The organism is Alteromonas sp. BL110, assembly GCF_003443615.1.
Classification (GTDB): Bacteria; Pseudomonadota; Gammaproteobacteria; order Enterobacterales; family Alteromonadaceae; genus Alteromonas.
In genome coordinates this window covers 1,923,402-1,948,336 of record NZ_CP031967.1, presented here as the reverse complement: position 1 = coordinate 1,948,336, position 24,935 = coordinate 1,923,402, and the positions used below count along the sequence as shown (strand labels likewise).

Sequence of the window (24,935 nt, the reverse complement as noted above, 5' to 3'; positions counted from 1 at the left end):
ATTATTCTCCACTCGGCGCTGCAATAAGCACGGTCACGCCCTGATTTTCAATATTAAGTTTGTCTTTATCACTAATGCCTTCATCAGTGATCAAAACAGAAATGTTTTTCCAACTCAGCTCTAGGTTAGGCATTTTATGGGTTAATTTTTTTGAGCTGGCTAATACCGCCACCTTTGTCGCAGCCTCGGCCATGGCCCGCGTCACACCAACCAGTTCATTAAAGGTGGTTGTGCCTCTGTTTACATCAATGCCCGCTGCACCAATAAGTGCAATGTCAAAACTATAGGCGCTAACTAATTGTTCAGCCATTGCACCTTGGAACGACTGAGACTGGGCATCCCATGTCCCTCCCACCATTAACACCGTGGGCTCTTTAGCACTTCGTGTAAGGTAATTGGCAGTGGATAGCGTATTGGTCATTACCACCAAATCATCGATATCCGATAGGTAAGGCAAGACTGAAGCTGTGGTTGAGCCGCAATCTATTACTATCTTATTGCCCGGTTTAACTAAACCTGCCGCACATTGACCTATGGCGTTAGTTATTGGGCTAGTCGTTTGGCTTGAGTATGCTTCATTAGTGATGGCTTGAGAAGAGTGAGTATTTAAGGCTATTGATGGCACAGGCACTGCGCCACCAAACTGGCGAATAAGTAAACCTTGTCGAGAAAGGGCAGCAAGATCTTTTCTTATCGTCACTTCAGAGGTAGCAAAACGCACGGCCAAATCTTCAACTTGTGATTGACCGTGTTCTTTTACCCACGCCACTATCTGCTGGCGGCGCTGCTCAACTGATTTACTGCTTTTCAATATAACCTCAATGACTTTACGAATTACTTTAGCGCTTGCGAACGCGTTGGGAGCTAGTTGAACAAACAGGCCAGCGCGTCAGCTTCATGAGTATTTCGTAAAAAATACGCTTCTCACAACCCATAACTTTCAAAACGAAAGCTATGGATTACAAATTGAAAGCATCGTAAGTTAAATTGAAACTTTGATCAAGATAGTTTGTTTAATTAAACGACAGTGTTTGCTTTTGCTCATTCGCTTGTATAGCTAACTCAATGACCTTGATAACAGGTACAACAGTGCTTGCGTTAGCTGGCGAAAACTGACCGTCTTCAATGGCGTGAGCAAGACGATTGAAAAACGTTAAGTATTCACCCTTGCGTGTTTCGATAGTTTCTTCCACCAGCTCGCCACTCTTGCTTGCGACTGTTAGCACGCCATGTTCCTTATCACTGGTTATCGCCCAGCCTGGATCGTCAAAAGACAGCCCTTCTCGTAACTGGCTTTCTTGTGGGTCTAGATAGAACTTTCGAAAGCTACCTTTAGTGCCTTGCACGTCGTAGCGCAAGGTTTTGCCTGCCTGAAAAGCAGAGCTACCCAATTTTATAACCTTATCGCCATAGTGAAGCGTAACATCGAAGGTATCGTCTGATTGACCGTTTTCACGTAGCGCCATTATATTTGCAGACACCGCTTTTGGGTTACCAAAAAGCTCTAATGCTTGGTCTATTAAATGCGGGCCTAAATCCCAGAAGATACCGCTGCCTGGGCCTTCATTTTCACGCCATCTATCCCGAGGCACTGGGCGAAATCTGTCAAAACGACTTTCCAAGCGTTTAATCTCACCAATTACTCCGTCGTCGATAAGTTGTTTAATTGTAAGGAAGTCGCCATCAAAGCGCCTGTTTTGATATACACAAAGCTGTTTGTTCTGGCCGTTTGCAAGCTCTACTAGTGCTTCTGCTTCTTCGCTATCCAGTGTAAATGGCTTTTCTACCAACACATGACAACTGTGCTCTAAGGCCAATTTAGTTTGCCGACCGTGCAGATGGTTCGGCGTTGTGATAACCACCAAGTCTACATCGTGAATTTTTAGCGCTTCTTCTAACGAGCTGTACACTTCAGCTTCAGGTAAAAGCGCCTTAACCACATCGGGTTTTGATGAAATAACCACATCTACCGAGAACTGCGGTAGGTAATTTAGAAATGGTAAATGGAACGTAGTGGCTGAAAACCCAAAGCCGACGAGTAGTGTAGATATCATAGCAGCTCCATGAAATTAGCTTTTTATAGTAAGTAAACACACACTAACAGCAAATAATGCTGGTGAAAATGACTGAGCGTTCATTATTTAAAGACTTGAAGTGAGTGGATTAAATGGAAGAGTAAAGTATGCGACCACGCGTTAAATGCTTTTGCTAGAAGCTTACGCTAAAACGTAGCGCTAGCCCTTTGCTTTAGTCGTGTAGCCTAGTGGCTTACATTAGCAGACTGTCTTAAAGGTAAAGCTTTTTATAAAACTGCTTGATTTATTGGGCTAGCAAATAACGGTTTGTATTTGCCAGCCCTAGCTCTTTATTGCTGTTAAGCCGTCTTTGACCAAGATTTGCTTTTATTTTTTGGTAGGACGCGGCCAATTTTGAATGTTGCGCTGTTTGCCACGAGCAACAGCTAGTGCATTTTCGTCGACCGCTGAGGTGATCACAGAACCAGCCCCCACAGTCGCGCCACTACCAATATTTACTGGCGCAACAAGCGACGAGTTGGAACCAATAAAAGCGTTTTCGCCAATCACGGTTTTAGACTTATTCACGCCGTCATAGTTACAGGTAATTGTACCTGCGCCGATGTTCGCTTTAGCACCAACTTCTGCATCGCCTAAATAGGTTAAATGATTCGCTTTGGCGCCTTCACCTAACGTGGCCTTCTTCATTTCTACGAAATTACCCACCTTGGCATTTTTCTGCATTACTGCACCAGGGCGCAATCTAGCGTAAGGTCCAACTGTACAAGCCTCACCAACACTGGCTTCTTCAACAATAGAATTTGCTTCAATCACGGCGTTATCGTCAATGGTACAGTTTCGCAGGATACAGTTAGCGCCAATAGTAACGTTACTGCCTAGCGTAACCTGACCTTCAATAATGACGTTAACGTCGATAATTACGTCATTACCGGTTTCTAGCTGGCCGCGTAAATCCAAACGAGCGGGATCCAATAAAGTAACCCCGTTCATCATCAGCTCGTCGGCTTGACGGTGTTGAAGTGCACGTTCTAAGTTAGCTAGCTGCAACCGGTTGTTTACGCCTTCCACTTCTACCGCTGACTGCGGTTGAGCAGACTGAATACGCTTGCCTTCCGCGGCAGCCATTGCGATGACATCCGTAAGGTAATATTCACCCTGGGCATTGTCGTTGCTTAACTCGCCCAACCAGCGTTTAAGGTCTTTGCCAGACATCATCATCATGCCGGTATTGATTTCTTTAATTTCACGCTGTGCTTCTGTAGCGTCTTTATGCTCGACTATCGCGGTAATATTGTCGTTTTCGCGAATAATGCGCCCCATACCTGTAGGGTCGTCTAAATTTACAGTCAACAAGGCTAAGTCACAGCTCTCCTTCGCTGATTTTAATGCGCTCAATGTTTCTTCACGAATAAGTGGTGCATCGCCAACAAGAAGAAGTACATCTTCATCATCTTTAATATGTGGCGCTGCTTGCTGAACGGCGTGACCTGTTCCTAACTGTTCGGCCTGTAAGCACCAATTTAAATTATCTTCAGCTATCGTTTCCTTTAGCTGGTCACCGCCATGGCCGTAGACCAAATGAATATTATCCGCACCCAGTGATTTAACGGTGTTGATAATTCGCTGCACCATAGGCACGCCGCCCACTTTATGTAATACCTTTGGCAACGACGATTTCATACGAGTACCTTTACCCGCTGCTAAAACAACCACTGAGAAAGCCATATAATTCCTTTATTTCGCAAAGAGAATGAAAAAACGAAGCATAGTGTAACTAAGGGACAATAATATGTCAGCGATATCTTCATTTCGAGGTCTGACCTAACGACTTTGCATTGCGCTTTCGTTCTTCGTTATTTAGTCTAAGTTAAGATAAATCGCCTAGTAGTTCATTATTGCAACAGGTATACTCTTAATCTAGGTAAGGTTCAGTCAGGCAAGGGAGCATGCGCAGTCTGTGAACACATTTCGTACACTACATAGAAGTATTCTGGTGTTATTTGCGGTAGTGGTTATCGCCATTGTGACACTGGTTCATTTCAGTATTTCAAAAATCGTTGCCGAACAAAGTCGAGCGCAGCAACAGTCATTGTCGCCTGCTATTTCGCTTATCGTTGAGCAACTTCTTAAGCCACTGCATATTTCTGAAGCTTTGGGGCATTCTACTGAACTGGTAGACTTAATGGATGGCGAGAATATAGACCAAGAAGCCGTTTTCAAAACATTGGATCGTCTTGAAAACGAATTTGGTTTATCTTTTTTCATTGCCAGTGAAGCTGACAGAAAACAATACAATTCTGATGGCAGCATTATTAACCTTATTGAAGGTGAAGTGAGCTGGTACTTCAAATACCGCGATTATCCCGTCGATGCCGTTGCCGATATTGGTAAGTGGGAAGACACGCACTTTTATATTGATATAAAAATTCACGATGAAGATGGTCGCTTTTTAGGCTTTTTCGGCGTAGGAAAAAGCTTACGTAGCTTTATTGAAGTATTTGATACTTACAAACAAGAATACGGCTATGACTTCTTATTTGTAGATGGCGAGGGAGACATTATGTTGTCTTCAGACCCAAGCCTTATTGCCTCTTATTCTGATTTTACCAACTTATCTGAACTTCCCTGGTATGCCAGTCTCCCCATGACGATTCAAAGCGAGCAAGCGTTGAACAATAAGTTAGTTACTATTGACCAAAAAGACTTTCTTATTGCCGAAGTTAAGCTAAATCAATTCGGGTGGACCGTATTTCTATTAAGCCCGCTAGAAGACCGCCAGGCAGAAATTTCTCAAGCGTTTATCTTTAGCGTGGTAACACTGCTTGTGGTTGTATTCTCACTGTTCTTGCTGATCTACAACCTTCTGTATTATTTCAGAAAAGATATGCAGCCAGACTTAGTGGTACGCCACAGCAACCGTCTGCCTGAAAAGGATAATTTACAGCTTATTTATAAAACGTTATTGGCCGAGCACAAGTCACTAAGCGTTATGTTGGTAAGTGTTGATGAGTTTTCAGAAATTGTTGACGCTCATGGAGGAAACGCAGGCGACGACATTCTCGATAAAGTGGTGTCTTATCTCGCTGAAAACATACGCGAACAGGACGTAGTAGGCAGATGGAGTAGCGCTGAATTTATTATCCTATTACCTCACACTGGCCCACACGTGGCATTCGATATGGCGCAAAACCTTCGACACGGCATTGCTACGCTTCCCCCTCTTCAAGATTTGCCCGAGGTAGTAATTACCGCTTCTATTGGTATTTCATATACTGCGTCACCTCGCGCTATGCACGAGGTAACCGCACATGCTGAAGACGCGCTTTATCAAGCTAAACGCGACGGCAGCAATTTAGTAAGAATGCAGCTGATAGACTAGCCTAAGCGAACTTCAATTTAAGCAGGTTTAACCTTAAGGCGTTTTCGTTTGAGAACGCCAGTGGTTAGCGCAACACCAAACAAAATCATTAAGCCTCCCACTATGGTTTGAGCTGACAAATGCTCCTGCAAGAAAAGTACGCCCCAAATAATGCCAAATAGCGGCACTAAGTAGGCGACGGTGATGGCCTTTGCTGGGCCAATATCGGCGATAAGTTTGAAATACAATATATACGCGATGCCGGTACCACCGACGGCTAGCGCCACGGCGTTTACCCATGCATTCACGCTTGGCATTGTGTCTGGCAGAGTTGCAAGAGCAAAAGGTGCTAACATAATGCTGGCCATAGCTTGACTGCCTGTGGCAACAACTAAAGGCTTTACCCCTTGCAGCCATTTTTTCATCATGCACGCCGCTATCCCATAGCCTGTTGTAGCTAAAAGCGCTGTTAAAATGGGAAACAAACTGATATCGCCCTCGCCAAGCTTTTGCTGACTAATAACGGTAACGCCGACAAAGCCAACAAAGAGCCCAGCAACCGCTGACTTTGTAAGTTTATCGCCCAACCAAAGCCACGCAACAATAGCCCCAAACATTGGCGCCGTAGCGTTTAGTATAGCGTTAACGCCTGCTTCTAAATGCAGACTACTGTAGTTAAAAAGTACAAATGGGACGGCGGTATTTGCTAACCCTACTAGCGCTATGGCAAGCCAGTGATTTTTTATATCTTTAACCGAGCCTCGCAATAACAGTAAAGGAAATAGCACAGCCGTTGCTAGTAGGGTACGAATTGCCACCAACACATAAATGCCAAACTCTGGTGCCGCAACACGCATAAAAATAAACGAACCGCCCCAAATCCCTGCTAACACCAGCAGCGAGATAATGTCTCTTATTGCCATTCTTTTATCACCATTCCCTTATCACCATCTCTTATGACCACTCTCTTATAACCCGAGCACCCCTTGGGCTTCCTCTAAATTGAGTAAATACTGCTTTCGGGGCAATCCACCTGCGTAGCCTGTTAGGGTTTTATTACTGCCAATTATACGATGGCAAGGCACTACAATAGCAATAGGGTTACGACCATTTGCCATACCCACGGCCCTAACGGCTTTAGGGTTGCCGATGGCCTTTGCGATATCTAAATAGCTGGCCGTTTCACCATACTTCACTTGTTGTAAAGCCTTCCAGACTTGGGTTTGAAACGCAGTCCCCTTCAGTGTAAGCGGTAAATCGAACTCCTGAAGCTTTCCGTCGAAATACGCCTTAAGCTGACAGCACGCTTCATCGGTAATTGCGTTAGCACATAAATGCGTGTGGGCGTAAACCTCACCATCAAGGGAGTTGTATTGCTTAGCTTCATTTGTACTTAAAAACGCGATGGCCGTTACTCCCTCATCAGTCGCCTCTACTTTGACTGGGCCTTGAACACTATTTACGAAACCTGTGTATGTCATGATTAAGACTCTTTTTGCTGGTTGCTAAGTTGCCAAAGCTGAAGGGTTAAATAACTGCGCCACGGAGCGGCTTTATTAGGCTCAATCGGATACTGCTGTGCCACTTTACGAACAATTAAATCGCCATCCAGATAAATATCTGGGTTTCTCTCACCACGCATTTTTAGATAATCTAGTGTCCATGGGCCCACGCCCTTAATGGCAAGAATATCTTCATGTGCTGGCATGCTATCGCCAACAAACAATTGCGCAAAGCTGCGCAGCGCGTTTTTTCGCGCCTGTGGCATGCGTAAAAACTCTAGGTTATTGGCCACGACAGCTTCTGGTGTAGGAAAGCTGTAGTGTTCACTTACCTCCGTACCAAAGCCGTGTGAAGACATTACGCTTGGTACCCTTTCGCCTAGCTGATGTACCAGTAACGTTACCTGCCCAATAGCCGCTTTTACACTGACTTGCTGCCCGACAATAGCGCGGCAACCGCTTTCAAATACACTCCACGCGCTAGGGAGGCGTAGACCTGATGTTAACTGCTCTTGTGACAGCCCTGCCTGCAATAGGCTTTGCTCTATTAATAGTGGGTCGGCGAGAAGGTCTAGAACCAGCTTTATGTTTTCTATTACGGTATGAAGAGCGCCCAAATCCAGCATATCAATGTGAACATTGAAACCGTTACGCGCCTCATCATGTTCTGCTTTGAAGACCCCTACACTGGACTGACTTGAAAAATAGCGTTGGTAGCTGTTTTTGGTCACTCGTTCCATACCTTCAATGGCGCGCGCTGCTAAAAAATCACGTACATAAGACCAGTTATACGGAGGGCGATAAGCAAGAAACAAGGATATCGACTTATGTTCAGTATCCTGCTTTTTTCTAAGCTTGGTCGGCGAGGCTCCGCAATATTGTTCTACCGCTCGCTGTAATTGCCTAAGCGACTGATAACCTGCGGTTACCGATACATCCGTCATAGACAAATGGGTTTGTTGAATAAGCTGTTTTGCAAACAAAGCGCGCTGCATGTTTTGAAACTGTTTAGGCGATATACCTACCGCATTGACGACCAGCTTATTTAAGTAGCGCTCACTTATACCCAAACGACAGGCAATATCTGCCACACTCTCTATAGGAATAGCAGATAATAGCGATAGCGCTCGACTTACAGTTGCTCCCACACCTTTCCAAGCCGCAGAATGAGGCGCGCTGTCGGGTCGGCACCGAAAGCAAGGGCGATAGCCTTGCGCCATGGCCTGCGTCGCATGTTCGAAATAGGTAACATTCTCTTCTTTAGGCAAGCGTGCTGGGCAAATGGGCCTGCAAAAAATGCCCGTCGTTTTTACTGCAACGAAAAATCGACCGTCAAAACGCGGATCTCTGCTAAGTCTCGCTTTGGAAAACACAGACTCAGCTAAACTTTCGCTTTGTGAAACCTCTTCATCTTGCACAACATCGTTATCTAACATAAGTATGCAGCGCTCGCCTTTAACTTGTTACCAGAGCATAGTGTATCGTGTCTTTAATTTTTAAGTACGACAAAATCGGTACTCTATAAAATCAAGGGGTAGTATCAGTGAGTATAATTAGCGACATTTGATCATTGATGCGGCTAAACGCATAATAACGAGATAATAATAATGAACGCCCTGTGAAGTAACCTTGAAGTCACAGGCACAATGAGCTGACTATATGCTGAACTCTTCGCGCTTCTCACTACTGAGCCTGGCTCCACTATGGCTATTTGCAACACTTATGGTCATAACGCAAAGTGCTTCTGCTGATTGGTTAGATGACTATGCAAAACACGTTAAAAAAGAAGCGACAAAATACAATGTCCCTGGTTATGCATTTGTGTTTTACGAACAGGGAAAAGCGCCGCGAGTTTACGTTTACGGAAAAACCCGTAAGAAAGGCGGTAAGAAAGTTACCGAAGATACAGTATTCAGGCTAGCCTCTGTTTCAAAAACCTTCACCGCCCTTCTATCGGCAAAACTGGTAGAGAAAAACCAACTTAGCTGGGAAACCCCCATCTCGACGTTATTGCCCGATATTCCTTTCACAGGTAAAGGAATGGGTGCGCTTCAGCTACAACACATTGTAGGGCAATCCAGTGGCTTTATGCCCAATGCCTACGACAACCTGATTGAAGCCGACTATTCGTTAGAACGCGTATTGAAATCCCTTGGTGAGCTTGAACCCCTGTGCGCACCTGGCGAATGTTACACCTATCAAAATGCACTTTTCGGCGCGTTGGAGTACTACTTTAGCAACAACAATACCTCGTACTCGCGCCAGCTTCAGGCAAACCTTTTCTCACCATTAGGCATGAAGACCGCCAGCGTGGGCAAAGGCGGATTGCTTGCATCACAGTCGTGGGCACAACCTCATATTGCTATTGCCAGAAATAAATGGCGTGAAGGAAAAGTGGAAAGCAACTACTACCGCTTTTCCCCCGCTGCAGGTGTTAATGCCAGTATTTCAGATATGACCATTTATTTGCAGGCACTGCTTGGCGAATTCCCAACGGTGATTTCTGATGAAATGGTGGACTATGTCACAACAAAACGAGTCAGAACAAAGCGCGAAACCTATCGCAGGGGCTGGCGCGGCATGATTAGCGACGCTCACTATGGTTTAGGCTGGCGTATTTATGACTTAAATGGCGTGCAGCTTAACTATCATGGAGGCTGGGTAAAAGGCTATCGCGCCGATGTGGCGTTTATGCCCGAGAGAAAAGTAGGCTATGTGATGCTGATGAACGCAGAGTCGAATATGATTAATTCTACAACAGCGGAACTTTGGAAGCGCTATTTGAAAAAAGCCGACGCAGCTAAGTAGTAGCGGCATCGGCTCAATGAGTCTGCTGAACTCAAATATTAAGTAATAGTAGGCTCTCGATTGCTTACTAATCCGTCTTATTGCTTAAGGTAAGTGTAACCCGCTAAGCACTTCTCGTAGAAATCAGTCCAGCGAACACCCTCACGAGGGTTTAAGTTCCCGTCCCACACGTGCTTGTCTATCATACGCTTCACATCTGATGCCATTGCTCGCGGGTTATATTGCATAACGTTAAGCACATCTTCTACCGACGAACCTTTCACCACTTCTTCAATGTAGAAATCTTCCGGATCGTCATCGTAGCTGTAAATATGCACTTCATTTAAGCGACCGAACAGATTATGCATGTCGCCCATGACGTCTTGATACGCGCCCGTTAAGAACAAACCAATGTAATAAGGCTCGTCTTTCTTAAGTGGATGCATTGGCAGCACATCAGTGATCTCGCGACCAATAGTGAACTGGTCGATTTTACCGTCGCTATCACAGGTTATATCCACTAGCGAGCAATTAACCGTGGGTTCTTCGTTCATGCGTATAAGTGGCACTACTGGCAGAAGCTGATCTATAGCCCACGTATCTGCAGCCGACTGAAACACAGAGAAGTTGCACAGATACTGAGACGACAAACTATAATCTAGCTCTTGTAGCTCTTCTGGTACGTATTCTTCGTTACGATACCATTTCTGTAAGCGCCCCATGATATCCCAGTAAAGCGTTTCTATTTTGCCCAACTCTTCTAACGTGAGTACGCGCAGCTTAAACGCATCGAGCGCTTGCTCTTTATACTGAGAAGCGTCGTTGTAAATTTCGTGCATATTTGTTTGTTCATCAAACGTATCAGCAAGTTCACGCATGTTTTTCAAAAAGAAGTGCTCGCCTTCTTTTGCAGACGTGTCCATATGCGATGCATTAGACTTAATCTCGCCCACAATTTCTGTAATAACGCAGCTGTGATGAGCAGTGATTGCACGCCCGCTTTCACTTACCAAATGCGGATGCGGTACGCCTTCAAGGTCGCACATTTCCTTCATGCCATAGACGACATCGGCAACGTATTCTTGCATGCTGTAGTTACGTGATGACTCATTCGTTGAGTTACTGCCGTCGTAGTCGATACCAAGACCACCACCCACATCAACATAATCCAGCGCAAAGCCCATTTTATGAAGGTCTGCGTAAATACGCGCACCTTCGGTTACCGCTTCTTTAACGGCGCGAATGTCAGTTAACTGGCTGCCAATATGGAAGTGGAGCAGCTTTAAACAGTGAGCCATGCCCTGCTCTTCAAGATAGCGGGCTGCGTTGATGATTTCTGTAATGGTTAAACCGAATTTTGCACGCTCACCACCTGAGCTTTCCCACTTACCACGACCTTTCACGGTCATTTTAGAGCGCACACCGATAATAGGGTCGATGTTTAGCTCTTTTGAAATTTTCACGAGTAAAAGCAGTTCGGTATACTTTTCCACTACCACAACCACTCGGCGTCCAAGCTTTCTGCCTAACAGTGCAAGACGCATCACTTCATCGTCTTTATAGCCATTAAGGATTGTCAACGAGTCTTCGTTGGTATTCATTGCCAATACGGTAAGTAGTTCAGCTTTCGAACCTGCCTCTAAGCCGTAATTGTAAGGTTTACCTGCATCAACAATTTCTTCAACCACTTCACGCATTTGATTGACTTTTACCGGATACACACCTTGATACTGGCCTTGGTATTCCGCTTCTGCGATTGAGCTTCTAAAGGCTTTGTTTAAACCGGCCACTTGAGAGCGCAAAATGTCGTGAAAACGCACAACAACAGGAAACTGTACGCCCTCTTTGCGGATATCTTCTATTACCGAATTAAAGTCGATTCGAATGCTAGGATCTTCAGGAACAGGGGTAATATGGACATTGCCGTTTTCACCAATTTGAAAATAGCCACCACCCCATTGAGACACGCCATAGACGCGCTCCGCTTCTTCGATGCTCCAATCTGACAATTTATTCACCTATGTGTAAGTGGGCTAGGTTAATACCTAGCAAAGTAAGTGCGAAAATAAGCCGGGTATTATAGACAACACATGGCTGAACGCGAGCGTTGTTGCGATGTAAAATATCTATTGTCGCGACTAATTTTGTTTATCGAACGCCAGCCTTTATGAGCCTATCCATGTTCGAACATAGTCTATAACTATTTTGTCTGCTTTTTCTTCACAACGCGCTATAAACTCCGAGATGTTTTGAGTACGCTCAAGCTCAAATCCCAGATTAATTTCCGGCGATTTAAAAAACTTCTGCGCGATATGTTCAACATCAGTTTCGTCATCTTCCAACCACGTTTCGCTAAGTTGGCTACGCCGGTCTAATTTTATAGGCGCTTTTATTTGATTGAAGGTATCAGAATTGGGGACTTGCCAACCGCGCATGTCTACAAATAGGTGGAAGGGTCTACCTTTACGGGTTTTCAAGCAATCAGAGAGTTTAGCGAGATACTGAATGTTTGTAGACATATCCCACTTGCCGCGAAGCGTGACTAAAATACAATTTCTAAACGGCTCAATATGAAAAGGGGTCGTAGACATTTATTTGTACATCTCTATGCAACTATATGAACAGCAAACTCAACTTCTGTAGCCTTCACATACTAGAGCCGAATCGTATTAACTACAACTAAGGTTGTAGTACGTTGTAATTGAGTTTAATACCCAAACAAAAAAAGACCTGCATCTTCGCAGGTCTTTATAAATAGCCTATAAAAGGTATACGCCGTATTAATCGTCGCCGAACTCTCGGATAATACTGTTTATAGTGTCCTTAGCGTCACCTAATACCATGCGTGTGTTGTCTTTGAAAAATAGCGGGTTGTCTACACCGGCAAAGCCAGCATTCGCAGAGCGCTTAAGTACAAAGACTGTTTTCGCACGATGGGCTTCGATAACTGGCATACCGTAAATAGGGCTACCCTTCATCTCTTTGGCCGCAGGGTTAACCACGTCGTTCGCGCCAATAACGATAACCACATCATAGTTTTCCATACGCGGGTTTACGTCGTCCATTTCGTACAGTTGATCATAAGGCACATCGGCTTCTGCCAATAGCACGTTCATGTGACCCGGCATACGCCCTGCTACCGCGTGAATGGCGTAATCGACCGTACAGCCGTTTTCTTCTAATAGAGATTGAAGTTCACGTACCGCATGCTGCGCTTGCGCAACTGCCATACCATAGCCAGGCACCACCAGTACGGCTTGCGCGGCTTCTAATACATAAAATGCATCTTGCGCAGCTAATACTTTAATTTCGCCTTCAATCTTTTCGCCCGGTTCTACTGGCTTCGCAAAACCAGACAATAAGACATTCATCAGTGAACGGTTCATTGCCTTACACATTATATTGGTAAGAATTAAACCTGAAGCACCCACTAATAGGCCGGTAACAATTAATATTGTGTTACCAGTAGCCAAGCCTGCCGCCGACGCAGCAACGCCCGAGTAGCTGTTTAAAAGCGCAATAACCACTGGCATGTCAGCACCACCAATAGAAATGGTCGCCCACAAGCCGAAGCTTAGTGACAAGGCAATTGCACAATATATCCAAAGAGGGTTACTTGGGTCGGTAGTGAAGAAATAACCAATCACTACCATACCGACTAAGTGCAAAATACTTAGTTCACGAAGCCCTGTAAAAATCACGGCTTTAGAGCTCATTTTGCCCGACAGTTTCCCCCACGCTACCACCGAGCCAGAGAACGTAATCCCCCCCACCAAAATTGTGAAAAACAGGGTAATAAAGGTAAATGCACTTTCGGTTTTAAGCGTGATTAGGCTCATTCCCGCTAATGTCGCCCAACCCAGAAGTAATGAGGCTGCACCGCCAAAGCCATTAAATAACGACACCATTTCAGGCATAGCTGTCATTTCAACGGTTTTGGCTTTCCACGCGCCAAAAGCGCCGCCAAGTACAAACCCTAAAAGGATATAGTGGTAGCTTATAATTTGCTGGTCAAGCAGGGTAACAACCACAGCAACCAGCATACCAATAGCAGAAATGAAGTTACCTTTCTTAGCAGTATCTGGATGGCTAAGTAATTTAAGTCCCAGGATAAATAGTGCCGCAGCAACTACATACGCAAGGTTTATTACAGTTACGATATCACTCACTTGCGTACTCCTTATTTATCTTTTTTCTTAAACATGCCAAGCATGCGATCGGTAACAAGATAGCCGCCCACCACATTGATGCTGGCTAGCGCAACCGCAGCGGTACCAAGAATGGTGGTTAGCAAATTGTTGTCGCTACCCGAGGCAACCAATGCTCCGACCAAAGTAATACCCGATATTGCGTTAGAGCCAGACATCAAAGGCGTATGTAATGTAGCGGGCACTTTTCGAATTAACTCAAAACCCAAAAAAGCAGCCAGTAGCACAATGAAAAGTAAATAAATGATTTCCATGATTAGGCTCCTTTGTATGCGTTGTTAAGCATGTCGTTGGTAATGTTACCGTCGTGGGTAATAACACAACCGGCCAGAATGTCGTCTTCTAGATTCAGCCCAAAGGTTTTGGTTTCATCATCAAAGAATTCATCGACAAGGTTATAGATGTTATTGGCGTACATATCCGTGGCGGCTTTAGCCACAAACTGGCTCCAATTACCGTTACCGATTACCTTTACACCGTTAACTTCGACTGTTTCACCAGCAACCGAACCTTCAACGTTGCCGCCCGATGTAGCCGCCATATCAACCACCACACTACCTGGTTTCATTAGTGCTAACGTATCTTTTGAAATAAGTACGGGCGGCTTGCGACCAAATAGTTGGGCGGTAGTTATAACAATGTCAGAGTCGGCAATCGCGTCGCGCTGCGCTTCTTGCTGCTTTGCTTTTTGTTCATCGGTAAGCTCTTTTGCGTAACCGTCCTTCGTTTGACCCGTTTCCCCAATGTCAATCTTAAGGAACTTACCACCTAGCGATTCTACTTGCTCAGTCACCACCGCACGGGTGTCGTAAGCAAGCACGTTTGCGCCTAAACGTTTCGCCGTTGCTATAGCTTGAAGGCCCGCAACCCCTGCACCAATAATGAATACCTTCGCTGGCTTTATGGTGCCTGACGGTGTCATCATCATAGGGAGTATTGATGGCAACTGATTCGCTGCCTGCATTACCATGACATAACCTGCAAGGCTCGCCTGCGAGCTCAATGCATCCATTTTCTGAGCGCGAGATGAGCGTGGAATCATTTCGACAGAAATAGCGGTTAGCCCTTTTTCTGCAATAGACTCAATAAGCGGTTGCTGAAAGAAAGGGTCAAGATGGCCTACCACGATGGCCCCTTTTTTCATCAACGCTAGCTGTGCATCGGTGGGTTTATTCACCGCTACCAGCATATCTGCTGTTGATAATGCTTCGTTTATATCATCAAGGATTGTAACGCCTGCATCTTGATATTCTTTATCTGAATAACCAGCACCCTTTCCTGCACCTGTTTCGAGCAGTAAAGTTGCGCCTTTCTTCACCAGGCGTTGAGCACTACTTGGCGTAGCTGCACAGCGCTTCTCCACATTATTGAGCGGATCCGGCGCTTTTGACTCATTTAAAATTATGATCTTCACACATACACCTCCTCACTTTTTTTGGCAATTTGAGAATGACACCAACCTTATGCAGCGCAGCCATTTAATTCGCTTATGCTTAGCATTCCTTGGCTAAATTACATTCAATTTTTGTTTTATTCGCACTTTTTTCTGCAGTACTTATCCATGGGACCGCTTTATTTTTAGGCGAATGCAAAGCAAAGCTACGCGAAACACTTATTCTTAACCACTACCTTTTCCTTACGACTAATAACTAATACGAATAACGAAATGGCATACAGTTAATAAATGGATTCGATAATCATTCATTCACAATGTGAATAAAGAAAAATATGGTCACTTTTCGTACACAAGTAAATGTTTAACCTTGCTTTGAGGACGCTTTAACAATGATTGAGAGCTTACAAAATGAAGAATTTGTTGAAGAAAAATTGAACGCGCGCCTTGTTTATGAAAGTTTGTTAATTAAGTTTGGTGATCAAAACATTTCTTTAATGCGTTATATCGCTAACTACTGCAAAGAGATTCCCTTATGTTCAGACTTTTTAATAACAACCCTACGAAAAAAATGCGGAAGCAATACGACGCCTTATTGGAGAAAGCCATGCATGCACAACGAAACGGTGATATCAAAACGTATTCGTTGCTAACAGCTGAGTCTGAGACACTTTGGAAAGAAATTGAAAAAGTTGAAAACCCTGATAACGAAAAAAACAGCTAAGCTAATTATCCCTAGTTTTCTCGCCCTTTGTTTTCTAAGCCCTTACAATAACGCCCTACACGTAAATGCACCAAACAATAAGGCGTCTTTGATATGCAAATAGTCAGTGCTGTAACGGCAATTAAGCAGCTCACTTCTAGGCTACTACTTCTGGCCACCTGCGCGGTGTTGTCTAATACAACTTTCGCCATTGAAGCAGGTCAATATTACTATTTCATTTCTGACAAGTGCGTTGCCAAAGGCCCTCAAACGCCAGAAGAGCGCGGCGTTGTAACCCCAGATGTTATGCTGTTTGAAGTAGTACCTGCTGGGATCAGCGACTACTATGTAAATATGAATACAAACGCCCTAGTTCACTATGCAGAGGAAGGGCAAGACATCCTTTCTTCGCTAGAAACAGAGCAGGCTTACACTGCTGGTAAAACACCGTCAAAAGACAGCATTAGAAAAGATGGCAATGCTATTCATCACGACTTTATGTTGCAGCGCGAAGCCCTAGATTTGAAAACCCTGATTAACACCTTAAACGGTTTTTCGCAGCTGCAATCTGATAAAGGCTACTTTTTTAAAAAGATTGTAGGGCTTTCAAACCCTAACGCTAAGTTCAAAGCCATTACCCGGGTTCGCCTAAGCGATATGGGTTACGACAATCGCATGATGCTAACAAGCTACACCAGCGACTATTTTATGCTTGATGAGCAAGGCAAAGCGCCTGACACCCCTTTTATTGCAGTAGATCACGGCGCTGCACTTCGCGGTTCACTTCACGAGACCAACAGCCCTTACGGTATCTTCACCCGAAACACAGTATGCGGTGAAAAGTGGGAGCCGGGTAACTAGCACATTGCCTGTTTGTTATTTGATGACAGGAAGGCTTTTGCAGCCTTTCTTATATTGCCTATTTACTCCGGTAAAGTGTTTTTATCAGATGAAAACCAAAGCGGGTTTTAACTGGCCCATGCACTTTAAGCACCTCTTTCTTAAACACCACATCGTCGAAGGCTTTTACCATTTGGCCGCGACGGAATTCGCCTAAGTCGCCGCCACGCTTACCCGACGGACATTTGGAATGGCGCTTTGCTAAGCTCGCAAAATCTTTGCCTTTTTTAAGCTGTTCTAGAATTGAAAGCGCTTCTTTCTCTGTTTTTACCAAAATGTGAAGTGCGGATGCCGTTGCCATGGTGCTGCCTATTTGCATGTGGTGAATAGGTGCGAATTATAAACGAGGACATCACTATCTGTAAGAGAAAAGCGCTTATAAACACTACAAAGCTATCGCAAATAGACTATCAACGGTAGTGTGATAGTCCACCGACATCGCGATAGATAACAGCGTTATATTTACAATGGAAAAACCAAATACTCGCTTTGCCCAGCCCTCTACATTGATGTCAGGTCTATAGCCGCGAAGTGCCATTAAAAGCCACCATAGGCTAGTTGCAAAGGCCACGGTTAAAAAACCAATGCCCGTATAACCGCTAAGCGGAAGCAGCATTACAACTAAGGCAAATAACGCAATATGAAGGACGATATGGCGCTTTGCTTTCGCAATACCCTGCGATACAGGCAACACAGGAATACCCGCGGCCTTATAGTCGTTATATCTGAAGATAGCGATGGCATATGAATGGGGCATTTGCCAAATGCTGAACATACCCAACAAGATAGCTGCGGCCATATCAAACTGACCACTTACCGCGCAATAACCTACCACTGGCGGCACCGCACCTGACAAACTGCCAACGAAGGTGCCATACACCGAATTTCGCTTCATATACAGGCTGTAAGCGCCCACATAAATAGCGTAGCCAAAGGCGGCAAAGAATACGGCAGTAAGGTTAGTGTAGACTGCTAGTAAGCCAAACCCTGCCATGCCTAACACAGTGCCATGCAACACCGCCGTAAGTAATGGTAACTCGCCTGTTACCGTAACCCGGTTAGCCGTGCGCTGCATTTTGCCGTCAATGTCTCGGTCAATGCAGTTGTTAATTACGCATCCTGACGCCACCACCAGCGACAAACCAATAAGGGTAGCAAGTAGCAGCCAATAATCGATATCGCCGCGGGACGCTAATAAGAAACCGCCCGTTACTGAAATGGCATTACCCATAATGATGCCGGGCTTAGTTACAGACAGATAACGTTTAAAGGTAGAGGTCATGGGTAAAATCCAAAATTAGAACGTGTTGATTGATACGCGCATCAAGATGTACTGCAAGTCCCAATGTTGAGGGCCCTTTTGAAAGGCAAAACATGAAGGCTTATCGTACTGAACACGATTAGGTAAACACGTTGAAAAGCCTGACATAATCGTCAGGCTAGTTCCGATATACACAGTGATTTGCTAGTACATCATCATGGCGTTCGATTCGTAGATGATCCAAACGGATAACCCTACCACCATGAAAATTATAAGCGCACTGAATAAAAACGAAAACGTGTTTGCCCTGCCTTCTTCGGTAACAAAGTTAAGGTGCAAAAAGTATTTAAGGTGCACCCAAATTTGAACTAAGCCCAAGGTAACCACGCTCCAAATGGTTGTAACTTTAGAAAAATCACCATTTATCACCAAGGTGAACGGAATGGCGGTAAGAACCACAGATAAAATAAAGCCAATAACGTAAGACTTCACATCGCCATGGCTAGCATCACTACTATGTTTAGATGAAGCGTGGATATTCGAATCCGAAGCTAATTTTGCATCGTGTAACGCCATTACATTGCCCCCATTAAATACACTACGGTAAATACACATATCCACACGATATCGAGGAAGTGCCAAAACAGGCTTAAGCAGCTTAATCGGGTAACGGTTTGCTCACCAAGGCCTCGGCGGGTTACTTCAATAAACATGATGGTCATCCAAATTAGACCTGCTGTAACATGCAATCCGTGCAGCCCTACTAGCGAGAAAAAAGCCGTTAGAAACGCACTTTGCTGCGGTCCGTTGCCATGCTCGATAAGGTGATGGAATTCATAGACTTCCATACCGATAAAACACGCTCCCAGCGCCCATGTCACCGCCAGCCAAGCAAGTGCACCCGATTTGTTTTGCCGGTGAGCACAAATCATCGCAAAGCCAAAGGTAATACTGCTTAAGAGCAATGCAGCTGTTTCCACAGCCACAAAGTTGAGTTCAAAAATATCTTTGCCAGACACACCGCCTGCCGTGTTCATAAAGAGCACGGCGTAGGTTGCAAAAAAAGATGCAAACAGCAAACAGTCGGTCATTAAATACAACCAAAAACCAAACACTGTGTTGTTCTCATGATGTTCTTCATGTGCATGTGCTTGAGGCATTGACGCTGCACTTGAAGTTGCAATAGTACTCATTAGCGACCTCCTATTGTATTTGCACTTAAGTGCGTAGCTTCAACTCGTTCAACCTCATCTACCTGCACGTAGTAGTCAATATCTGCGGTATAGCAACGTTTGATAAACACCCCTATTCCTGCTGCTAAACCAGCAATGGCTAGCCACCAAATATGCCAAATAAGCGCAAAGCCCATTACGGTAAAACTCATACTCATAAACACACCCGCAGAAGTGTTTTTTGGCATATGAATAGGCGCGTAATTTTCAGGGCGTTGATACGACTCGCCGCGTTCTTTCATGTCCGTCCATGCGTCGATGTCTTTGACGTGCGGTATGTTGGCAAAGTTATAAAACTGAGGCGGTGACGCTGTTGACCACTCTAGCGTGTGACCATTCCACGGGTCGCCTGTTGTGTCGTTGAGCTTTTCTCTGTTTTTAAAGCTTACAAACAGCTGTAGTAACTGGAAGAAAATGCCAATCGCAATAACAAACGCACCAAATGCAGCAATGTATAACCAGATATTCCAGTCTGGGTTGTCGGTGTGATTTAAACGGCGTGTCATACCCAAGAAGCCAAGCACATACAGGGGCATGAACGCCAAAAGGAAACCAATTTGCCAGCACCAAAACGCTGCTTTTCCGGTTTTTTCGTCAAGCTTAAAGCCCATCGCTTTCGGGAACCAAAAGGCAAATCCTGCAAGGTATCCAAACACCGCGCCACCAATAATGGTGTTATGAAAGTGTGCGATAAGGAACAAGCTATTGTGAAGCACATAGTCTGCGCCAGGTATAGCTAACAACACGCCAGTCATACCACCAATGGTGAAAGTCACCATAAAACCTAACGTCCATAGCACAGGCACACTTAGTACAAGGCGGCCGCGATACATAGTGAAGAGCCAGTTAAATAGCTTCACCCCCGTGGGTATAGCAATAACCATGGTCATAATGCCAAAGAAGGCATTCACGTTGGCGCTCGACCCCATGGTAAAGAAGTGATGCAGCCAAACAATAAAGCCTAGAATGGCAATGGCCCCTGATGCATAAACCATTGACTTGTAGCCAAACAAACGCTTAGCGGTAAACGTTGAAATAACTTCTGAGAAAATACCAAATGCAGGCAGTACAAGAATATAAACTTCAGGGTGTCCCCACGCCCAAAACAGGTTGATATACATCATAGAGTTACCACCGGCTTCGTTAGTGAAGAAGTGGAAGTCCATATAGCGGTCTAGCGTTAACATGGCTAACACAGCCGTAAGAATAGGGAACGACGCGGCAATCAGAATATTCGCCCACGTACAGGTCCAGGTGAAAATAGGCATTTGCATTAACTTCATGCCAGGGGCACGCATTTTAAACACGGTAACTAAGAAGTTTACGGCAGTTAACAGGGTACCGAGCCCGGATATCTGCAGGGCCCATATGTAATAGTCCACGCCAACCCCGGGACTAAACTCCAACCCGGCTAGCGGCGGATAAGCAACCCACCCTGTTTTAGCAAATTCACCTAACCCTAAAGACACATTCACTAGAATTGCGCCACCTGCGGTTAGCCAAAAACTCAAATTATTTAAAAAAGGAAACGCCACATCGCGAGCACCAATTTGCAGTGGCAAAATGATGTTCATTAAGCCAATCATAAACGGCATCGCCATGAATATGATCATAATAACGCCATGAGCTGTGAAGATTTGGTCGTAGTGCTCTGGTGGCAGATACCCGGGCGCGCCATTAGTTGCCATTGCAAGCTGAGTGCGCATCATAATGGCATCGGCAAAGCCGCGCAGTAACATGATCATAGCCAATACTATGTACATAATACCTAGACGTTTGTGGTCGACAGACGTGATCCAGTCAAACCACAAGGTACCCCACTGTTTGTGTTTGGTAATGAGCATGGCTATAACCACACCAAGCACTGCCACAACGGCAAGTGTCACCATGATAATGGGCTCGTGATAGGGCACGGCCTCTATAGATAATTTACCTAAAAAAGACATGATTATTGTGCATCCTCTTGATGATGACGGTGTTGCATTTGAGGCATTGTGTGATGTTCGCCGGTTGCGGCATTTTCTGGCTTGCTATAAAAGTCCATAGAGCCGTGATCTTTCATGTACTTCATCACGATGTCGTGAAAAAGACCTTCGCTCACTTCGCTGTAATAAGTCACCGGATTGTTTTCACTTGGTTTGGCAAGTTGCTCATAAGAAGCCGAAGTTAACGCTGTTTGTGCTTGCTTTACGCTTGCAACCCAATCGTTAAAGTCGCCCTCGGTAGGTGTGGCGATAGCGTTGAATTTCATTCCCGTAAAGCCCGCGCCACTGTAGTTTGACGAAATACCCTTGTAGGTACCTGGCTCGTCGGCGATAAGGTGAAGCTTGGTTTCCATTCCCGCCATCGAATAAATCTGGCTTCCCAACTGAGGAATGAAAAACGAATTCATAGTACTTTCAGAAGTGATTTTAAACGCCACAGGTTTATTAGCCGGAAACACCAATTCATTTACCGTTGCAATACCCTGTTCAGGGTAAATAAACAGCCATTTCCAGTTGAGCGATACCACTTCAACAGTAAGGTGATCTCCTTTACCTTCTAATGGTGAATAGGGGTCGAGCGCGTGTGTCGAGCGCCATGTTATTACGCTTAATGAAATGACAATTAAGATAGGAATGGACCATACAATGGCTTCTATCTTCGTAGAGTGTGCCCATTTAGGGGTATAAATTTCAAAGTCGCGGCTGGCGCGATACTTCCATGCGAAGTAAAGCGTAAGCACAATGACGGGAACAACTACAATCAGCATCAGGATGGTACAAAGAATAATAAGGTTCTTTTCATCCATGCCCACTTGCCCTTTAGGGTCAAGTACGCCACCGCTGCAACCGGCTAACGTAAGCCCAGCACCAGCAACAATCAAAGTAAAAAGGTTACGAATAGACAAAACAAGTTCCTATAACCCACAAGTTAAACGGCGATGACTGAGCAGTTCCGAATGGAACTACGGGTTTACAGCATCGAAAAACGCACCAGAAGTGGCGTTATTACGCTTAAAGCGCAGCACTTATGGTGTCTAATAAATCGGAGACGTTTAACTAAAAAGCGGGGGCGCTCTGCTGCCAACCGTTTGAACAAAAGGCTGAGGAAATGTAGGGCAAAGGTAAGGGATAGGTCGGCGCTGTTTTGTTATTTGCGCCTTTGCTATAGCCGTGGCTTTAACCAATAAACCGACTAAAACCAACGCGATAGTGGGAACGATAAATTGTGAAAGCGTGTGATTAGTAAGTGCAATAACGAAAGGCTCGAAGACCAAGCTTTCGTTAAATGCACTGACAAACTCTGTAGCGTCGGCCATGGTGCCACTAATAACTAGCGCAACATTCAGCAACAGCACCATATTAGCTAACCACAGCATAGCGCCTACACCATTGGTGTAGTTTACTGCGGGTCTAATTAATGAATTCAATTCGCTTAAAAAAGCGAAAGAACGTGGTGCCATAGTGGGTAGTATGCCTTTAAAAAACTGTGCTAGTTGCCTACTTCACATATGAAGCAGGCGAGGCAGGTTAAAGGCTAATTAGCGTTAATTCAATAGGCCAAAGAAGCTTGATAATACGCTTAAATAATTGCGCCCACCGCTTAAAGAAACACTTTTTTAACATACCCCCTATAAATCGTTGGTAGGGGTAATTATTAGGCTGATGGCCTACATGACTCTACAAGTAAGACAATACGGCAAATTGATTTCTATACGCCCGCGCTTTGAAGAGTACAAGTGATAAAAAATTGTTACATATAACATGGTTATCAAAAAGACTTTCAATTTACAAAAAATGCGGTAACTCTCTTTTACCTGCGATAAATGGAAAGGCTTTCAAAGGCGTATTTAGACCGAAAACAAAAAAGCGCAGCTCTAAGAGCTGCGCTTTTCTTTAAAGCGTTAAGCTTGGTGGGATGATTACATCATGCCGCCCATGCCGCCCATGCCGCCCATATCAGGCATTGCAGGAGCTGCTGCTTCGTCTTTAGGTAGTTCAGCTACCATTGCTTCAGTAGTGATCATTAGTGAAGCAATTGAAGATGCGAACTGTAGTGCAGAGCGCGTTACTTTAGTTGGGTCAAGGATACCCATCTCTAGCATGTCGCCGTAAGTGTCGTTACCTGCGTTGTAACCGTAGTTACCGTCGCCGTTCTTCACTTCGTTAACCACTACCGATGCTTCTGCACCCGAGTTGATAGAGATTTGACGTAGAGGCGCTTCCATTGCACGTAGTGCAAGCTTAACACCTACTGTTTGGTCTTCGTTGTCGCCAGTTAGGTCAGCAAGTTTAGCTGCTGCACGAACTAGTGCTACACCACCACCAGGTACCACGCCTTCTTCAACCGCTGCACGCGTTGCATGCAGTGCATCTTCTACGCGGTCTTTCTTCTCTTTCATTTCAACTTCAGTCGCTGCACCAACTTTAATTACTGCAACACCGCCAGAAAGCTTAGCTAGACGCTCTTGAAGCTTCTCTTTGTCGTAGTCTGAAGTAGACTCTTCAATTTGACCTTTGATTTGAGCACAACGGCCTTCAATCGCTTCTTGGTCGCCGTTACCATCAACAACAGTTGTGTTGTCTTTGTTGATAACTACGCGCTTAGCAGTACCTAGGTCTTCAAGCTGTACTTTTTCAAGGTCTAGACCAATCTCTTCAGAGATTACAGTACCGCCAGTTAGAATGGCGATGTCTTGAAGCATTGCTTTACGACGGTCACCGAAACCAGGTGCTTTAACCGCTGCAACTTTAACAATACCGCGCATGTTGTTAACTACTAGTGTAGCAAGCGCTTCGCCTTCAACATCTTCAGCGATGATCATAAGCGGCTTACCAGCTTTCGCTACGCCTTCAAGGGTAGGAAGTAGTTCGCGGATGTTAGAAATCTTTTTGTCAACCAATAGAATGAACGGGTTGTCTAGTTCAACAGTACCGTTTTCTTGGTTGTTGATGAAGTATGGAGATAGGTAACCGCGGTCAAACTGCATACCTTCAACAACGTCTAGTTCGTTTTGAAGTGCTTGACCTTCTTCTACAGTGATTACACCTTCTTTGCCTACTTTTTCCATTGCTTGAGCAATGATATCGCCAACTTCTGCATCAGAGTTTGCAGAGATAGTACCTACTTGTGCGATAGACTTGCTGTCTGCACAGTCAGTAGAAAGGGCTTTAAGCTCTTCAACCGCTGCAACAACCGCTTTGTCGATACCGCGCTTAAGATCCATTGGGTTCATACCCGCTGCAACGCTCTTAAGGCCTTCAGTAACGATTGCTTGAGCAAGTACAGTAGCAGTAGTAGTACCGTCGCCCGCTTCGTCGTTTGCTTTAGACGCTACTTCTTTTACCATCTGAGCGCCCATGTTCTCGAACTTGTCTTCAAGCTCGATTTCTTTCGCTACAGATACACCATCTTTAGTGATAGTAGGTGAACCGAAAGACTTGTCTAGAACAACGTTACGGCCTTTTGGACCTAGTGTTACTTTAACTGCGTTAGCTAGTGTGTTTACGCCTTTTAGCATTTTGCTGCGAGCGTCATCACCAAAACGTACTTCTTTAGCTGCCATGATTAAA

At 44.8% G+C, this 24,935-nt stretch carries 23 protein-coding genes; 4 read left to right on the top strand and 19 right to left on the bottom strand.

The features are described from left to right. Window position 1 precedes the first annotated feature (1 nt). From D1814_RS08530 to glmU, 3 genes are all read right to left on the bottom strand, one after another. Window positions 2-811, bottom strand: a complete 810-nt coding sequence (locus D1814_RS08530; RefSeq protein ID WP_118491359.1) for a DeoR/GlpR family DNA-binding transcription regulator — start codon at window positions 809-811, stop codon at window positions 2-4. Window positions 812-1,013: 202 nt separating this feature from the next. After that, a complete protein-coding gene (locus D1814_RS08525; RefSeq protein ID WP_118491357.1) occupies window positions 1,014-2,054 on the bottom strand; it encodes a Gfo/Idh/MocA family oxidoreductase in 1,041 nt (346 codons plus the stop codon). 348 nt (window positions 2,055-2,402) lie between these two features. Then, window positions 2,403-3,761, bottom strand: coding sequence for a bifunctional UDP-N-acetylglucosamine diphosphorylase/glucosamine-1-phosphate N-acetyltransferase GlmU (gene glmU / locus D1814_RS08520; RefSeq protein WP_118491355.1), 1,359 nt, complete (start codon window positions 3,759-3,761; stop codon window positions 2,403-2,405). Between the two features lie 232 nt (window positions 3,762-3,993). On the opposite strand from glmU, the gene D1814_RS08515 reads away from it, so the two are divergent. Next, window positions 3,994-5,415: a sensor domain-containing diguanylate cyclase gene (locus D1814_RS08515; protein ID WP_118491353.1), complete on the top strand. Its 1,422-nt coding sequence runs from the start codon at window positions 3,994-3,996 to the stop codon at window positions 5,413-5,415. 17 nt (window positions 5,416-5,432) lie between these two features. Here the strand turns inward: D1814_RS08515 and D1814_RS08510 are convergent, their stop codons facing one another. The 3 genes from D1814_RS08510 to D1814_RS08500 are packed head-to-tail and all read right to left on the bottom strand — an operon-like array spanning window position 5,433 to window position 8,332. Next, window positions 5,433-6,317: a DMT family transporter gene (locus tag D1814_RS08510; protein WP_118491351.1), complete on the bottom strand. Its 885-nt coding sequence runs from the start codon at window positions 6,315-6,317 to the stop codon at window positions 5,433-5,435. A gap of 45 nt (window positions 6,318-6,362) precedes the next feature. Further along, the gene (locus D1814_RS08505) at window positions 6,363-6,875 is read right to left on the bottom strand and encodes a methylated-DNA--[protein]-cysteine S-methyltransferase (RefSeq protein WP_118491349.1); all 513 of its coding nucleotides are present in this window, start codon (window positions 6,873-6,875) and stop codon (window positions 6,363-6,365) included. A 2-nt stretch (window positions 6,876-6,877) separates the two neighbouring features. Further along, window positions 6,878-8,332: a DNA-3-methyladenine glycosylase 2 family protein gene (locus D1814_RS08500; RefSeq protein ID WP_118491347.1), complete on the bottom strand. Its 1,455-nt coding sequence runs from the start codon at window positions 8,330-8,332 to the stop codon at window positions 6,878-6,880. 223 nt (window positions 8,333-8,555) lie between these two features. Between D1814_RS08500 and D1814_RS08495 the strand changes: the two genes are divergently transcribed. Then, window positions 8,556-9,704, top strand: coding sequence for a serine hydrolase domain-containing protein (locus D1814_RS08495; RefSeq protein WP_118491345.1), 1,149 nt, complete (start codon window positions 8,556-8,558; stop codon window positions 9,702-9,704). Window positions 9,705-9,781: 77 nt separating this feature from the next. Here the strand turns inward: D1814_RS08495 and speA are convergent, their stop codons facing one another. The 5 genes from speA to D1814_RS08470 all read right to left on the bottom strand — a co-directional run bounded on the left by speA (window position 9,782) and on the right by D1814_RS08470 (window position 15,305). After that, window positions 9,782-11,692 (bottom strand): biosynthetic arginine decarboxylase, encoded by a 1,911-nt coding sequence (speA, locus tag D1814_RS08490; RefSeq protein ID WP_118491343.1) that lies wholly within the window; start codon window positions 11,690-11,692, stop codon window positions 9,782-9,784. Between the two features lie 156 nt (window positions 11,693-11,848). After that, window positions 11,849-12,274, bottom strand: coding sequence for an arginine decarboxylase (locus tag D1814_RS08485; protein WP_118491341.1), 426 nt, complete (start codon window positions 12,272-12,274; stop codon window positions 11,849-11,851). A gap of 189 nt (window positions 12,275-12,463) precedes the next feature. Then, window positions 12,464-13,852 (bottom strand): NAD(P)(+) transhydrogenase (Re/Si-specific) subunit beta, encoded by a 1,389-nt coding sequence (locus tag D1814_RS08480; RefSeq protein ID WP_118491339.1) that lies wholly within the window; start codon window positions 13,850-13,852, stop codon window positions 12,464-12,466. 11 nt (window positions 13,853-13,863) lie between these two features. Beyond that, window positions 13,864-14,145 (bottom strand): NAD(P) transhydrogenase subunit alpha, encoded by a 282-nt coding sequence (locus tag D1814_RS08475; protein ID WP_014951245.1) that lies wholly within the window; start codon window positions 14,143-14,145, stop codon window positions 13,864-13,866. Window positions 14,146-14,147: 2 nt separating this feature from the next. Then, window positions 14,148-15,305, bottom strand: coding sequence for an NAD(P) transhydrogenase subunit alpha (locus tag D1814_RS08470; protein ID WP_118491337.1), 1,158 nt, complete (start codon window positions 15,303-15,305; stop codon window positions 14,148-14,150). A gap of 514 nt (window positions 15,306-15,819) precedes the next feature. Here D1814_RS08470 and D1814_RS08465 point away from each other — a divergent pair. Then, window positions 15,820-16,008: a DUF6435 family protein gene (locus tag D1814_RS08465; protein WP_118491335.1), complete on the top strand. Its 189-nt coding sequence runs from the start codon at window positions 15,820-15,822 to the stop codon at window positions 16,006-16,008. 93 nt (window positions 16,009-16,101) lie between these two features. Further along, a complete protein-coding gene (locus D1814_RS08460) occupies window positions 16,102-16,848 on the top strand; it encodes a hypothetical protein (RefSeq protein ID WP_118491333.1) in 747 nt (248 codons plus the stop codon). Window positions 16,849-16,906: 58 nt separating this feature from the next. Here the strand turns inward: D1814_RS08460 and ppiC are convergent, their stop codons facing one another. The 8 genes from ppiC to groL form a co-directional block, all read right to left on the bottom strand. Continuing rightward, window positions 16,907-17,188 (bottom strand): peptidylprolyl isomerase PpiC, encoded by a 282-nt coding sequence (gene ppiC, locus D1814_RS08455; protein ID WP_118491331.1) that lies wholly within the window; start codon window positions 17,186-17,188, stop codon window positions 16,907-16,909. Between the two features lie 84 nt (window positions 17,189-17,272). Continuing rightward, entirely contained in the window at window positions 17,273-18,169 is an 897-nt protein-coding gene (gene cyoE, locus D1814_RS08450; protein ID WP_118491329.1) for a heme o synthase, read from the bottom strand. 183 nt (window positions 18,170-18,352) lie between these two features. Continuing rightward, window positions 18,353-18,724 carry a cytochrome o ubiquinol oxidase subunit IV gene (gene cyoD, locus D1814_RS08445; RefSeq protein WP_118491327.1) on the bottom strand — a complete coding sequence of 124 codons (372 nt, stop codon included), beginning with the start codon at window positions 18,722-18,724 and terminating at the stop codon, window positions 18,353-18,355. Continuing rightward, complete coding sequence (gene cyoC, locus D1814_RS08440) at window positions 18,724-19,341, bottom strand: cytochrome o ubiquinol oxidase subunit III (RefSeq protein ID WP_118491325.1); 618 nt, start codon at window positions 19,339-19,341, stop codon at window positions 18,724-18,726. Before cyoC ends, cyoD begins: the two co-directional genes overlap by 1 nt. Further along, window positions 19,341-21,326, bottom strand: a complete 1,986-nt coding sequence (cyoB, locus tag D1814_RS08435; RefSeq protein ID WP_118491323.1) for a cytochrome o ubiquinol oxidase subunit I — start codon at window positions 21,324-21,326, stop codon at window positions 19,341-19,343. The genes cyoC and cyoB overlap by 1 nt, the downstream gene beginning before the upstream one ends. Window positions 21,327-21,328: 2 nt before the next feature. Next, on the bottom strand, window positions 21,329-22,270 hold the full coding sequence (gene cyoA / locus D1814_RS08430; RefSeq protein ID WP_118491320.1) for a ubiquinol oxidase subunit II: 942 nt from the start codon (window positions 22,268-22,270) through the stop codon (window positions 21,329-21,331). Window positions 22,271-22,417: 147 nt separating this feature from the next. Next, entirely contained in the window at window positions 22,418-22,825 is a 408-nt protein-coding gene (locus tag D1814_RS08425) for a hypothetical protein (protein WP_118491318.1), read from the bottom strand. 459 nt (window positions 22,826-23,284) lie between these two features. Then, a complete protein-coding gene (gene groL / locus D1814_RS08420) occupies window positions 23,285-24,928 on the bottom strand; it encodes a chaperonin GroEL (protein WP_118491316.1) in 1,644 nt (547 codons plus the stop codon). Between the last annotated feature and the right edge of the window lie 7 nt (window positions 24,929-24,935).

Excerpts from the sequence above, each read along its gene's own strand:
- D1814_RS08525 (WP_118491357.1), bottom strand. The coding sequence starts at position 2,054 with ATGATATCTACACTACTCGTCGGCTTTGGGTTTTCAGCCACTACGTTC.
- glmU (WP_118491355.1), bottom strand. The coding sequence starts at position 3,761 with ATGGCTTTCTCAGTGGTTGTTTTAGCAGCGGGTAAAGGTACTCGTATG.
- D1814_RS08510 (WP_118491351.1), bottom strand. The coding sequence starts at position 6,317 with ATGGCAATAAGAGACATTATCTCGCTGCTGGTGTTAGCAGGGATTTGG.
- D1814_RS08505 (WP_118491349.1), bottom strand. The coding sequence starts at position 6,875 with ATGACATACACAGGTTTCGTAAATAGTGTTCAAGGCCCAGTCAAAGTA.
- D1814_RS08500 (WP_118491347.1), bottom strand. The coding sequence starts at position 8,332 with ATGTTAGATAACGATGTTGTGCAAGATGAAGAGGTTTCACAAAGCGAA.
- D1814_RS08495 (WP_118491345.1), top strand. The coding sequence starts at position 8,556 with ATGCTGAACTCTTCGCGCTTCTCACTACTGAGCCTGGCTCCACTATGG.
- D1814_RS08485 (WP_118491341.1), bottom strand. The coding sequence starts at position 12,274 with ATGTCTACGACCCCTTTTCATATTGAGCCGTTTAGAAATTGTATTTTA.
- D1814_RS08475 (WP_014951245.1), bottom strand. The coding sequence starts at position 14,145 with ATGGAAATCATTTATTTACTTTTCATTGTGCTACTGGCTGCTTTTTTG.
- D1814_RS08465 (WP_118491335.1), top strand. The coding sequence starts at position 15,820 with ATGTTCAGACTTTTTAATAACAACCCTACGAAAAAAATGCGGAAGCAA.
- D1814_RS08460 (WP_118491333.1), top strand. The coding sequence starts at position 16,102 with ATGCAAATAGTCAGTGCTGTAACGGCAATTAAGCAGCTCACTTCTAGG.
- ppiC (WP_118491331.1), bottom strand. The coding sequence starts at position 17,188 with ATGGCAACGGCATCCGCACTTCACATTTTGGTAAAAACAGAGAAAGAA.
- cyoE (WP_118491329.1), bottom strand. The coding sequence starts at position 18,169 with ATGACCTCTACCTTTAAACGTTATCTGTCTGTAACTAAGCCCGGCATC.
- cyoD (WP_118491327.1), bottom strand. The coding sequence starts at position 18,724 with ATGGCGTTACACGATGCAAAATTAGCTTCGGATTCGAATATCCACGCT.
- cyoC (WP_118491325.1), bottom strand. The coding sequence starts at position 19,341 with ATGAGTACTATTGCAACTTCAAGTGCAGCGTCAATGCCTCAAGCACAT.
- cyoB (WP_118491323.1), bottom strand. The coding sequence starts at position 21,326 with ATGTCTTTTTTAGGTAAATTATCTATAGAGGCCGTGCCCTATCACGAG.
- D1814_RS08425 (WP_118491318.1), bottom strand. The coding sequence starts at position 22,825 with ATGGCACCACGTTCTTTCGCTTTTTTAAGCGAATTGAATTCATTAATT.
- groL (WP_118491316.1), bottom strand. The coding sequence starts at position 24,928 with ATGGCAGCTAAAGAAGTACGTTTTGGTGATGACGCTCGCAGCAAAATG.